We start from the raw sequence: 12503 nt of genomic DNA, 5'->3' as shown, positions 1-12503 counted from the left end.
GGGTGGTCTGCTCCACCTCGGTTTCGGGTGGGGCAGTCAGTGTCACGGCGGGGACGTCACAGATCGACACGAGCCTCACCCCTGGGTTTCGGTGGCGCGGGCGAAGGCACTCACCGAGTACGAGCGCACCGCGACGACGATCGTCAACGTCGAACCGATGCTCATCCCAGGCCTGTTGCAGACCTACGACTACGCCCGCCACCTCATTGCCGCGTTCGGCGCGACGACCGGTGAGGCCAGCCAGCGCGCGCAGATCCGGGTCGGACGGCAGCACGTCCTGACAGGCTCGTCGGCGCCTCGATTCGTCGCGATCATCGGCGAGTACGCGCTGCGGTATCCGTTGTGCCCCGAGGACGTCATGGTCGAGCAGCTGCGCCACCTGTCGAAGGTGGCAAGCCTGGACAACGTGGAGCTGCGGATCGTGCCGTTGGGGAAGCCTGCGGCGACGATGCTCGCGGGACCTTGGGCGCTGCTCGAATTCGAGAAGACGAAGCCAGTCGTCTACCTCGAACACTTCAAGTCGTCAGCGACGATCACGGACGGAAAGTCGGTGGCCGGTTACCGCTCAGCGGTGGATACGCTGATCGAGATGGCGATGAGCCCCGCCGACTCCACGGAGTTGATCGCCAATGTCATCGAGGCCAAGGAGACGACACCATGAGCAAGACGGTCCCGCACGAGATGGGCGAGTGGCGGAAGTCCAGTTTCAGCGCCGAGACGAATTGTGTCGAGTTCCGTCGGGTCGAGGGCGGCGTCGAGGTCCGCAACAGCAAGCGTCCTGACGCTGGGACTGTCGCCTACACCATCGACGAGTGGCGCGCGTTCATCCAGGGCGCCAAGGCCGGCGAGTTCGACATCTGATCGCTGACACAGGAACAGCCCTCGGCACCGCACGGTGACCGGGGGCTTTTTTCGTTGCATGGGCCGTCATCCGTTAGCTCGTCCCACAGCTTGCGCTCGTCGCGTGCAGCCGCCTCGGATGTGGCTGACCTTCTGGACACTCGGTCGGCGCGCCGCACCTCGGTGGGCTGCTCGGTGACTGATCACCTCTGTCCGTCTCCGGTGAGCCGTCATGGAGTCCAGCGTTGAGCGCGTAAGCGCGCCGCACAGGATCGGTTGACCGCAACACATGCGCTCTGCACCGACGGGCCGGTCCCGCACGCACGCAGTGCGCGGGCAATCGACGTCCACAAAGCCACACCAGATGCGCAGTCAGCCCGGCTCCCGGTAGGTGCGCCTTCTCGGCCCGCCGCACAGCTGCGGGCTCTCACTCCCCTGTGGCCCACGACCTGGAAGCCGATCTTCGCTGTGCCACATAACATCCATTGTGTGGCACGCTTGTTTAGCGTTTCGCGCGTCGCTTTACTGTTTCGCGTATCGCGTGCGCGTAACTGGGGTCGCAGTGTGTCGTTGAGGAACCGTTAGAAGGGGGGACCGCCGGGATACGAGCGAAAGGGGCAATGAGTCCGTAACTCTGCTGGTCAGGCGTCGTTGTTGGCGAGGGCGCGGTAGAGCGAGGCGACTGAGGGGTGCTGGCCGGTCTTGGTGGGTCAGTTTCTTGACGATGTCGGGCATCTGGGTGCCTTTGTCGCGGGGCGCGGGCGAAGAACCAGCATCTCTTCGTCGATGACTTTCGGGTGCCGCCGTGGTTGCCGTGTGCGGTGGCGGCTTACTTACCTTCGAGGGTTCTCGTGGATGTAGTCGCGGTCGAACTGGGTGGTGACGGCGAGCACGGCGAAGAGCATGGAGCCCATGCCGCGCGGGTCGTAGATCCCGTCAGTGGTCGGGTGAGCAGCTCCCCTAGCCGCACCCCGGCGTTCTGGAGCTGGGCGGAAAGGGTCATCAGCTCGGTGGCGTTGCGGGCGAGGCGTTTCGTCTCGTGCACTGTCAGGAGCACCGGTTGGTCTGGTGCGGCGGTCTTGATCTCGTGGGCGAGGGTGAGTGCCTTTTCCAACTCGGGGCGGATCTTGATGTGGGTGCTGATCTCCTCGGAGAACACCCGCGTGTAGTGCGCGGCCGCGAGCGCGTCGAGCTGGGACTGTAGTTCTTGGGTAGCGGTGGAGCAGCGGGCGTAGCCGATGCGGATGGGCGTCCCGTTCGTCTCCGGTTTTACTGCGACCATCTCCGCGCTCGGCATCCTGCTACGCCTGCCCACGTCGGTCCACAGAACGACAGAACAAACACGCTGGCGGCACCTGGAACTGCTAGGCCCGGAACTCCCGAAGCTGTCCTGAGCCGCAAAGTAACTGATGAGTAGGTTTACCCCTGCGTGCGTAGCTATCACCCCAGCGCCGGACTGAGTTTGGGTGTCGGGAAACGGTCGTTTGCCGACACCTCGGACGAGCCGAGCGTTTTCGCAGGTGACCCGTGTCGACAAATCGCGTCGACAAACAACGTCGGCAAACGGTGTGATCGACTATTGTCACGCTGATGGAGATCGGCTACATGCGCGTGTCCACCGGCGACCAGAACCCCGACGCCCAGCGCGACGCGCTGATCCGCGCCGGCGTCGCCGAGGAGAACATCTACGTCGACTACACCTCCGGCGCGAAGTCCTCCCGGCCACAGTGGGACGTGGTGAACAAGGTGCTGCGCGCTGGAGACGTTCTCGTATGCACCCGCCTGGACAGAGTCGGGCGCTCGACCGCGCATCTCGTCTCACTGCTGGACGAGTTCCGCAGGCGCGACGTCGCGTTCCGGTTCCTGGAGCAGGGCATCGACACCACCACCGCTGAAGGTCGGATGGTCTACCGGATGCTGGCCGCCGTCGCCGAGTTCCAGCGCGACCTCATCGTGGCCAACACCCACGAGGGCCTGGCGGCGGCCCGCGCCCGTGGCCGGAAGGGCGGTCGGCGACCGAAGCTCACCGCGTACCAGGCCGAGCTGGCCCAGCAGCTCTACGACGCACGCGAGAAGACCGTCCAAGAGATCGCCGACCTGTTCACCGTGCCCCGCAGCACGGTCTACGGCTATCTCAACAAGTCCGACCAGCCCTCTGGCGTTTAGCGGGAGGGCTGGTCGGCTGCTCCTCACACCCGGTGGTGAGAGCTGTGTACATGACTGGGCAGCACCCGTCCGACAGACTGGTCGCGCTCGTGCTCAGCCACCCCGGTCAGCCAAGCCGCAGCCTGCGGGATGCCGTCGAGCAGGATGTCGACATCGCCGGCGGGTTGAGTGTCGACGACCTCGGCGTCGAGCTTGTAGCTGGTATCGGCAGCACCGTTGAACGCTCGTAACGGCAAGAGCCTCCGCGGTCATATGGCGGTGGGCGCAGACACCCCGACCAAACCGAATCAATGCCGCGCCAGCCGCAGATTCGTCGAGACGTCCACCCGCTTGGCGTATTTACCAACGTCCGGTGCCGCCGCTAACTTTTGGGATTCACTCGAACTAGTGATGGGGGTATTACAGTAGATGCGAAGACCCTTCCTTGTTATCGCCATGGTGATTGCGTCACTTTTTGCGACGAGTGGCGCGGCACTCGCAAGTCAAGAAACGGCGAGCAACGACGAAGAACTCGTCTACCAGTCCACCTTCTATTTCAAGCAGAACCCTGACGGCTCCGTTTCTCCAACCCAATATCCGACAGGATGTGGTTTGACGGTGCTGATTTCTCGCGTTGGGAACTTCATCGACGGCGACGTCATCACTGGATGTAACTTCGCTGTTGCGAGTATCGAGCACAGTATCGAGATTCAACGGAGTCGCTGGTACGGGTGGGAAACCATGGCTACCCTGCCGTCTGATATTAGGTTCAACACCAGCAGCCACAGTGGTTTTCAGAACTACAACTGCGCGGATACTGGGATCCACGACTTTCGGGTGATCGGGCGCGGGCAAGTCATCCCATACGGCGGCTCACCGGCGACTGCCGCAGCATACGACCAGCTAAACGAGCAGAACTGCGGATAGAGGCGCACTTGGCTTCTGGGGTCGGGTAATTGTTCTCCGGCACCAGAAGTCTGCTACTCTCTCTCTTCCGAGAGCATCGCTCGTGCGCGGTTGAGAGCCTCCTCCAGCGACTCCTGCCCTCGCAGATGGTCTTGCGACAGTGCCGCATATCCGTGGGCTGTCATCGCAGTCAACAGGTGACCAGTGTCGATCATATCGCGGCCGTCGCTCTCACTCAGTGTCCGCGCCTTGGTGAACAGCTTCTTAGCATCGTTTGAGTAGGTCACCGGGTCATGCTCGGCGGCTTGCTCTGGCCATGAGTTGCTTTGTCCTTCGGCTATAAAATTCTCAGACACTCCCAGGTCTTTCAGGGCAGCCAGGGCGATGCCTGTAGCCTGTCCCAGGCCGATGGCGAGGTGGGCGACATCGACGTGCGCGCAGCGCTTCTCTTTCGCGTCGAGCATCGCGATGCGGAGCACTTCTATCGCTGGCGCACTGAACTTTTCGAACATTGATCACTCCGAGTTCCGTCGTGTCCCGCGCCCTCGCTGGTCGTTCAACACCGGTGATGGCGACCTGTACCCCATGCGCTCAATCATGCCAAAGGTTGGCCTAGCTGCTCTGTGGGTTAGCGGCGGGTGGACCACTGATGGTGGTGTGGTGTCGGTGATCGCGCTGTTGGATTCGTTCCGGCACCAATCACCGTACGGGCGCGGCCTCACTCGCTTTCCATCAGTTAGAGCTGCTCGATGCAGCACTGAGTCCTTTGCTGCATGTCGACTCCCTTGTACATCAGTGCGTGACTACCTCACCACCGGTTCCCGCACGGCACCGCGGCCAGGTCGAGCCGGGTGTCCATGTCCAGGCGAAACCGGCCGTAGGGGTTGATGTGGGTCCAGAACAGCGGGGTCAGGGCCCGACGTTCGTCCGGGCCGATGCTGTCGTGGAACTCCGGCGCCTCGAGCACGGCCTGGAGCAGCAGCGTGTTGATGTGCACCAGCGCTGACTGAAGCAGGTGCAGCGCCAGCATGGAGACTTCGGCGTGTTCACGATCAGGGCCGGTGAGATCGCCATCCTTCCCGTAGAAGATCACGGTGTTGCCAGAGTTCCACTGTTCGACCACCTGCAACCCACCGTGAATCTCCCGGCGCAGATCCGGGGAGGCAAGGTAGTTGCAGGCGAAGATGGTGCGCACCGCCCGGCCCAGCTCCTCCAGAGCCTGATAAGTGGGGTGTTTCGGCCCGCCGCGAGTGAACCGGCGCAAGATTGACTCCGACTCCGCGGTGCCCAGCCGCAGGGCAGTGGCACTTGACCATCTGGTCGTACTGCTGAGCGATCAGCTCCCACCGGATCGGCCGGGTCAGCACCGGCCCCAGCTGGCCGTAAACCTCGCCGTCATCGGGTCGGTACAGGCGAATTGAGCCGATGTTCTTCAATCGGGGCAGCAGCCGGAACCCGAGCAGCTCGGTGAACGCGAAACCCACCACCGACGCGCCGTGGGTGTCGACGTAGTTGGTGTCGATCTCGACGTCGGTGCAGTGCCGCAATAGCCCCTCGATCATCGCCGCCACCTCGGAGGAGGAACAGTGCTTCAACTGGGAGTAGATGCAGGTGGAGCGACGTTCGACGTGCCAATAGATCATCACCCCCGGCCCGCCGTAGCGCTGATGCCACTCGGTCATCAGGTTCGACTCCCACGAGCCGAACTTCTTCGAATCTGAGGCGCACGCGGTGCCCGAGCCCCACCAGTTCGGGTCTCGCACCTCGAACGTGGCGTTGACCAGCTTAGCGATGGCCCGCCGTAGGTTGTCGCGGGTGATGAAATGCCTGCGTACATGCCGCAGCGCCGCCTCGGTCTCGCCATGCTCCCCGGTGGCCACAATCGCCTTGATGCCCATGTTCGTGCCCAGCGCGAATAGGCACAGCAGCAACCGCCGACGCAGCGTGTCTCGGTCGATCACCTCCCGAGAGGCCACCGAGGTGAACTCAGTGGTGAACTCGGTCAGAAAGTCGGAATCCTTGAGCACATCCAGCAGGTCAAGGGTGCCCCACCGGCGAGACACCTCGTCTTTGATCGTCTGGAGCCGCTGCGGCTCGGGCAGCCGCTCGAGCTTGGGCACGGTGATCCACGGCTCGCCACGCCGCGTGATGATCTTCACCCCGCCTGCTGAGCCGTCCACCAGCGCCCGGTCCAGTCGAGCCAGCGCGTCGGCTATCCGGCGTTGCAGGCCGGTAATGAACTCGGTCGGGTCGGTCGGCTGCCGCAGCGCGGCGTAGTGCACCTCACGACTGGCCTCGAAATCACCGGGCAAGTCCTCTTCCGGGTTACGCCACCGGTTGCCCCCGACTACATAGATCTCTCGCCGGCGCAGCGCGTCCCGCAGCGCGACCAGCACGCACAGCTCGTACGGGATGCGTTCGATCCGGCCACGCTCGTCAACCACCGCTTCCCGCCACGCCTTGGGCACCACCCCATCGATCGGCACCGCCGCGCCTTCCGCGTAGAAGCGGACCTTGCCGTCGGTGGCCGCGTAGCGGGCCAACAGGTCAAGCGCCTGCATCACTGGCCGATAGGCGGTGTTGTTGCAGCGAAACTCCAGTGCCGACAGCAGCGGCGGCAGCATCCGCCGGTAGTGATTCGAGTAAGAGCTCCGCAGCACGGTGCGTACTCGGGCCTGGAATACCTGCTCGTTGGCCTTCGCTTCCTTGACAAGCTCTCGTAGGGTCTTCTCACCCACCACCGGATACAGCGCGGTCCGCACGGCCTCGTCGGGGTGCTCGACGGCGGCCTCGGCCAGCCGGAACAGGATGCTTTCCTTGCCTCGCACCCGCCGCAGGTCCTCGGTCAGCTCCCGCTCTACCCGCCGATCCGCCCGCGTATTGACCTTGTGAATCAGACCGATGAGCAAGTCCACCAGAGCGTCGGTGATCTCCGCAGCCCGCACCCAGCACAGCGCGGCCAGAAGGGTCAGCCGCACGGACCGCGGTGCTGCCCGCAGGTCCGAGGGATAAGAGCGTGCTGCGCGCGCACGCCATGCCTCCATCAACTTTTCTGACGCATCGGCAAACAACCCCGCCGGCAGGTCCAGAGCTCGCACCGCGGACAGCTTGTCGATCTCCCTCAACAGTGTCTCTAGTCCGACTTGGCCGGGGTCGGCCTTCAACTCCGCCAGCAACCCACCACGTCCGGGACCGGTGTCGTCGCTCAGCAGTGCTTCCAGCCGTTCAGCGCATTCGGCATCCAGCCGGGAACAGGTCAGGTCGCAGAACCGCTTCTCGAACGCTGCCCGGGCCGAACCGACGATCCGGTCGATCCGGCCCGGCGGTTCGATCCGCTCGGTGCGGCACCGTACCAGCAGCGCCGCACGCAACTGTTCTTCCCGCAACTCAACCGGGCAGACTTCCTCGGCCAGCCACCCCGCGAGCTTGTCCTCATCACCCCGTGTGAACTCGCGGAACCCGAACGCGGCACGCACCTGCGCCCGGTGATACTCAATCGTCCGGCCCGACCACTCGTAGCCAGTGAACACCTCCGGGTCCACCTTCAGCTGCTCGGCGAGATACACCACCGCCGCAGTCGGCACCTCCGACGCCGACCGCGGGAACCGCGCCTCGATCTCGAAGAACTTCAACAACACCGCGAAGCCCAGGCGCGTCGCGCCGGTCTTGTTGCCCACCAGCGACCAGTCCTCGCCGACCAGCGTCCACGACGCCACCAGCTCCTCGTCCGACCACTCCATCTGCATGGCACCGGACCATAGAAGACCGCTGTAATACAGCTCACAGCGAGTCGGCTACTCACTGGTTACTTTGCGGCTCAGGGCAGCTTCGGGAGTTCCAGCCCTACGCCGGGGCATGAGCGGATTCGGGCGCGGATTTCGGGGCTGCATTGCTCGTTGTGCACCGGCACGATCGAGAAAGCCTTGGGCCGGCTGGAGGGTGTGGGCACGGTGGCGGTGAGCCTGACCCACGAGCAGGCCCTGGTCGACTACGACCCAGCCATTGTCGAGCCTGAGCGGATCTTGGGCACGCTGCGCGATATCGGTTATGAGCTGTACGACCCGCGTAAGCTGCGCCCCTTCGAAGACGAGGAGCGTGATCTGGTCCGCGAAGGCCGCCGGTTGTTGGCCGCGATCGCCGCATCGTTGGCGGCGATCGGGTTGATCGCCGAGGTCACCGGTATCTGGTCGGTGCTGGTGCCGTTGAGCGTGATCGTGCTGATGGTGCCGCTGTCGTATGCACTGCTGCGCCCTGCCGGTACGGTCAAGGCCCTATTCGGGGCGACCGGGATCGTGGCGCCAGGGGTGGCGGCTTTAGCGGCCCGCGCCACCGGGGTGCTAGGGCCGCCTGTGGTCGGTTGGGTGGCCGGGGCACTGGCCGTCGGGGTCGTGGTCGGGGTGGCTGCGCACATCCTGCGGATGGCCTATCAGTCCGCGCGGCGCGGGATTCTCAACCAGCACGTGCTGTTGGAGATCGGCGCGTTCGCCGGCATCGCCGGCGGGATCATCGGGCTGACCGGGATATTGCCGGGCTATCCCACGGCGGCGTTCTTCGCTGTGTCGGTGCTGGTGGCCAACTACCACATCTTCTCGGAGTGGCTGTCGCTGCTGGTCAAGACCCGCTCCAGCCAGTCGATCAAGAAGCTGCTGGACCTACAGCCCGACCTGGCCCGCCTGGTCACCGACGACGGCAGCGAGTCGGAGGTGCCCGTCGAGCAGGTTGAGGTGGGTCAGCTGGTGCGGGTGCGGCCCGGCGAGCGCATCCCGCTGGACGGGCGCATCCGCTCCGGGTATTCGGCCATCGACTTCTCCCTGGTTACCGGGGAACCAGTGCCTGTCGAGCGCGGAGTGGGCGAGGAGGTCGTGGGTGGGGCGATCAACGGCACCGGCAGCCTGCTGATCGAGGTCACCGCCACCGGGGCGGAAGGATTCCTGGCCCAGGTGGTACGTCACGTGGAGGACGCCCGGGCGCTCAAGCCCGGCATCCTGCACCTGGTCGACAAAGTGCTGCGCGTCTACACCCCCACCGTGCTCACCGTCTCCGCGATCGCTCTCCTGGGTTGGCTGGGCGCTAGCTGGGCGATCTCGGGGCAGCCGGATGTGCACCGGGCCGTGTTCGCCGCACTCGGGGTGCTGGTGATGGGCTACCCGTGCGCGGTGGGGATCGCCGCGCCGCTGGCGATCGTGCGCGGTACCGGGCACGCCGCCGACCGGGGCATCATCATGCGCACCGGCGAAGCGTTCCAGACCTTCCGGCTGGTGCGCCGCGTCGTGCTGGACAAGACCGGCACCCTCACCCAAGGCCGCCCCACCGTGCGCGCTGTCGAAGCCGCCGACGGCGACACCGCCGGGCTGCTGGCGCTGGCCGCCGCGGCCGAGTACCACTCCGAGCACCCCTTGGCCCGCGCCGTGGTCAGTGCCGCCGAGGACGCCGGCGTGACGGTGGGCCAGGCGCACGACTTCGAGTCGATGACCGGCTCCGGGGTGCGCGCCACCGTCGACGGCCAGCACGTCCTGGTGGGCCGCCCAGGACTGCTCACCGACATCGGCGTGGACCTGACCGGAATGTCGGACTGGATCACCGCGCAGGAAGCCACCGGGCACACCGTCATCGTGGTGGCCGCCGACCACGTGCTGCGGGGTGCGCTCGCACTCGGCGACCAGCTGCGGCCCGACGCCGCCGAAGCTGTGGCGGCCATGCGTCAAGCGGGGATGGACCCGGTGTTGGTCACCGGCGACAACGAGCGCGCCGCACGCCACGTCGCCGACCAACTCGGCATCACCGAGATCCACGCCGGGGTGCGCCCGGAGGGCAAGGCCGCAATTGTGCGCGAGCTACAGGCCGACGGCACCCGGGTGGCCATGGTCGGCGATGGCATCAACGACGCACCCGCCCTGATGCAGGCCGACGTGGGCCTGGCCGCCGGCGGCGGCACCGACATCGCCGTGGAATCCGCCGACATCGTGCTCCTGCGCGAAGACGTCCACGCGGTGCTCGACGCCCGGGAGATCAGTACCCGCGCCTACGGGCGCACCCGGGCCAACGTGGGCTTGGCCTTCACCTTCAACGGCCTGGGCATCCCGCTGGCTTCCACCGGGCTGATCTCCCCGGTGTGGGCCATGATCGCCATGGCCGCCTCGGTGACCACGATCTTCCTCAACTCCTTCGGCACCCGCCCCTCCCTGCTGATCAACGCCATCGCCAGCGTCGGCCGCACTCGAGGCGCAGCAGGCCAGCAGTCCCCCGAACCGGCGGTGCCCTGACCGGCCACGACAACACCAGATCTCTCCTGACATCACCCGCTGCCGGCGGGCCGGGATCGACCTGCGCGCCAGCCGAGGAAGACCTCGCCCCGAAACTCTCCGCCCAAGGAAAGACGTGTCTGATCCACTGACAAGGCCCGCCGCACCGCGGGGGATGCTGGCGCTGCTGACCGCCGCCGCGTTCGTGATCTTCGCGCAGATCTTCATGGTCGCGCCGCTGATCCCGCGGCTGGCCGAGGTCTTCCACACCTCGCCCGACCTGGCCGGGTTGGCCGTGCCCGCCTACCTGATCCCCTACGGGGCGATGGTGCTGGTGTGGGGACCGGTCTCCGAACACCTCGGACGCCGGCCGGTCATCCTCGGCTCACTGGTCGCGTTCACCGCGCTGGCCGGTGCCACGGCTTTCGTCGGCAGTGCCGAGGCGTTCATCGGGATGCGGCTGGCCACCGCGATCGGCGCCAGCGGCGTCGTGCCGATCTCCCTGGCTCTCATCGGGGATCTGGTGCCCTACCAGCGGCGCGGTCACGCCCTGGGGTGGCTGTTCGGTGGCATGGCCGGCGGCATCGCCGTCGGCGCCACCGCCGGGGCCCTGGGCGAGCCGCTGGTCGGCTGGCCCGGACTATTTCTGGCCGCCGCCGCGGCCGGGCTAGTTCTGTTCGTGGTGGCGCTGGGACTGCTGCCGAAGACCCCGCGATCGGCGGCACCGCCCGCGCCGCGCACCGTGGCGACCGGCTACCTAAACCTGCTGCGCCAGCCCCGGGGACGCCGCACCTACACCTACGTGCTCATCAACGCGCTGCTGCACTCCGGGGTCTACACCTGGCTTAGCGTCTACCTGACCCAACGGTTCGGCCTCGGCGAGGTCGGCATCGGGTTGACCCTGCTCGGCTACGGCATCCCCGGCCTGCTGCTCGGCCCGGTCATCGGACGCCTAGCCGACCGCTACGGCCGCGCCCGCATCATCCCCGCCGGCGTAGCCCTCGGCGCCCTCTGCGCCCTACTGCTGGCCACACCACTGCCGCTGCTGGCCGTGCAAGCCAGCATCGTCGCCCTCTCCCTGGGCTACGACATGACCCAACCACCCCTGGGCGGCATCGTCACCGACCTGCCCGGCCACGGCGGCCTGGCCATGGCACTGAACGTGTTCACCCTGTTCACCGGCATGGGACTGGGCAGCCTCGCCTTCCAAGCCATCCAGCAACCCGCCGGGTTCACCGTCGCCTTCACCGTGTTCGGAGCAGCAGCGCTGCTCGCCGCCGTCCTGGCCGTGCCCTTGTTCCGCCACGAACAACCCCGCACCAGCACCCACGCAGCATAAGAGTCAGCGCCCGTCCTGCCCGGTTGTTGGAGCCGGGCAGGACCTTCTACTCGCTGCCGGCGGGGCGTCGCAGCGGCCGGTAGCCCGTGCGCGCGTACTCGGCCTCCACCGGGAACTCGTACGTCCCGTACGGGTTGACGTGCTCCCTCAGCGCAGGTGAGACGTGCGCGAGCAAGTCGCGGTCGATGCGGCCCCGCCGCTGGGACAGGTGGGCGAGCGCGAGTTCGAAGTAGGCGGTGTTCCAGGTGATGATGGCGTTGGTCACCAGCGACAAGCAGAGAGCTTGCTCGGTCTGCTGCTCGTGATGGCGGCGGCGCGCGGTGCCTTCGTGGGCGAAGAACAGGTCACGGCGCAGCGAGTGCAGGCTCTCGCCCTTGTTGAGCTGCCGGGTGATGCGCCGGCACGCCTCATCCGCCAGGTAGCGCAAGGCGTAGAGGGTGCGCTGAAGCCCGCCGTATTCCACCAGCGCTCGGGCGAGCGCGGAGCGACGCGAGGAGGTGTGCAGCTTGCCGACCACCAGCGACGCGGTGGAGTGCCCGTACTTCAGCGACGCGGCCAGGCGCAGCATCTCGCCCCACTGGCTGCGGATCAGTCCAACGTCGACGGTGCCGGTCAGCGGCTTGCCCGCGTTCGGGAACACTCCGCACACCTCACGGCGGGACCCCAGCCGGTGCAGGGTGATCCCGCCCGCCAGATCCCGGATCCGCGGCGAGAGCGTGAACCTGGTCAGCGCGAACAGCGAGAACACCGCCAAAGTCTGGTCGGCGGTGTCGGTGGCGTGCTCGGTGGTCGGCAGGTCGGTGAAGCGTTGGACGAGGCAAGCGGTTCCGAAGGCCGTACCTCGGGGGTGGGTCAGTAGGTGCCGCCTTGCGCGTCAGGTGCTGGCACCGGTATCGCGGCAGGAAACAGCCGGAGCAGACATGATCTTGGCGTCGATGCGGCTGGGCACTGTTATCTGTTGGAGCTTGTGTATGTCGGCGTTGTCGCCGCCCGTGCCGCTGATGGCGGCTTTCCGCACCGCACGTGAGCTG

The 12503-nt window shown here is 66.3% G+C and carries 10 protein-coding genes and 1 pseudogene; 6 read left to right on the top strand and 5 right to left on the bottom strand.

The window, feature by feature from the left end:
- Positions 1 to 91: 91 nt before the first annotated feature.
- Both JAV51_RS19260 and JAV51_RS19255 read left to right on the top strand, forming a co-directional pair.
- Complete coding sequence (locus JAV51_RS19260; protein ID WP_197322149.1) at positions 92 to 661, top strand: DUF5753 domain-containing protein; 570 nt, start codon at positions 92 to 94, stop codon at positions 659 to 661.
- Complete coding sequence (locus tag JAV51_RS19255) at positions 658 to 861, top strand: DUF397 domain-containing protein (protein ID WP_197322148.1); 204 nt, start codon at positions 658 to 660, stop codon at positions 859 to 861. Before JAV51_RS19260 ends, JAV51_RS19255 begins: the two co-directional genes overlap by 4 nt.
- Before the next feature lie 808 nt (positions 862 to 1669).
- On the opposite strand, the gene JAV51_RS19250 is transcribed toward JAV51_RS19255, so the two are convergent.
- Positions 1670 to 2155, bottom strand: coding sequence for a recombinase family protein (locus JAV51_RS19250; RefSeq protein WP_197322147.1), 486 nt, complete (start codon positions 2153 to 2155; stop codon positions 1670 to 1672).
- 275 nt (positions 2156 to 2430) lie between these two features.
- Here JAV51_RS19250 and JAV51_RS19245 point away from each other — a divergent pair, with 275 nt between their 5' ends.
- Positions 2431 to 3006: a recombinase family protein gene (locus tag JAV51_RS19245; protein WP_197322146.1), complete on the top strand. Its 576-nt coding sequence runs from the start codon at positions 2431 to 2433 to the stop codon at positions 3004 to 3006.
- Between the two features lie 23 nt (positions 3007 to 3029).
- On the opposite strand, the gene JAV51_RS19240 is transcribed toward JAV51_RS19245, so the two are convergent.
- The gene (locus JAV51_RS19240; protein WP_197322145.1) at positions 3030 to 3242 is read right to left on the bottom strand and encodes a hypothetical protein; all 213 of its coding nucleotides are present in this window, start codon (positions 3240 to 3242) and stop codon (positions 3030 to 3032) included.
- A gap of 172 nt (positions 3243 to 3414) precedes the next feature.
- On the opposite strand from JAV51_RS19240, the gene JAV51_RS19235 reads away from it, so the two are divergent.
- Positions 3415 to 3912 carry a hypothetical protein gene (locus tag JAV51_RS19235; protein WP_197322144.1) on the top strand — a complete coding sequence of 166 codons (498 nt, stop codon included), beginning with the start codon at positions 3415 to 3417 and terminating at the stop codon, positions 3910 to 3912.
- Between the two features lie 53 nt (positions 3913 to 3965).
- Here the strand turns inward: JAV51_RS19235 and JAV51_RS19230 are convergent, their stop codons facing one another.
- A complete protein-coding gene (locus tag JAV51_RS19230) occupies positions 3966 to 4403 on the bottom strand; it encodes a Clp protease N-terminal domain-containing protein (RefSeq protein WP_005438194.1) in 438 nt (145 codons plus the stop codon).
- 296 nt (positions 4404 to 4699) lie between these two features.
- Positions 4700 to 7631 (bottom strand): annotated as a pseudogene (locus JAV51_RS19225) (Tn3 family transposase).
- Positions 7632 to 7664: 33 nt separating this feature from the next.
- On the opposite strand from JAV51_RS19225, the gene JAV51_RS19220 reads away from it, so the two are divergent.
- The gene (locus tag JAV51_RS19220; RefSeq protein WP_307845944.1) at positions 7665 to 10154 is read left to right on the top strand and encodes a cation-translocating P-type ATPase; all 2490 of its coding nucleotides are present in this window, start codon (positions 7665 to 7667) and stop codon (positions 10152 to 10154) included.
- Positions 10155 to 10269: 115 nt separating this feature from the next.
- Positions 10270 to 11472, top strand: a complete 1203-nt coding sequence (locus tag JAV51_RS19215; RefSeq protein ID WP_307845936.1) for an MFS transporter — start codon at positions 10270 to 10272, stop codon at positions 11470 to 11472.
- Between the two features lie 46 nt (positions 11473 to 11518).
- On the opposite strand, the gene JAV51_RS19210 is transcribed toward JAV51_RS19215, so the two are convergent.
- A complete protein-coding gene (locus tag JAV51_RS19210) occupies positions 11519 to 12328 on the bottom strand; it encodes a Tn3 family transposase (RefSeq protein WP_197322191.1) in 810 nt (269 codons plus the stop codon).
- Between the last annotated feature and the right edge of the window lie 175 nt (positions 12329 to 12503).

The sequence above is a fragment of the Saccharomonospora sp. NB11 genome (genome assembly GCF_015910535.1).
In the GTDB taxonomy this organism is placed as follows: domain Bacteria; phylum Actinomycetota; class Actinomycetes; order Mycobacteriales; family Pseudonocardiaceae; genus Saccharomonospora.
Note: the sequence above shows the minus strand (reverse complement) of the source record. Positions and strands in the feature narration are given on the sequence as shown.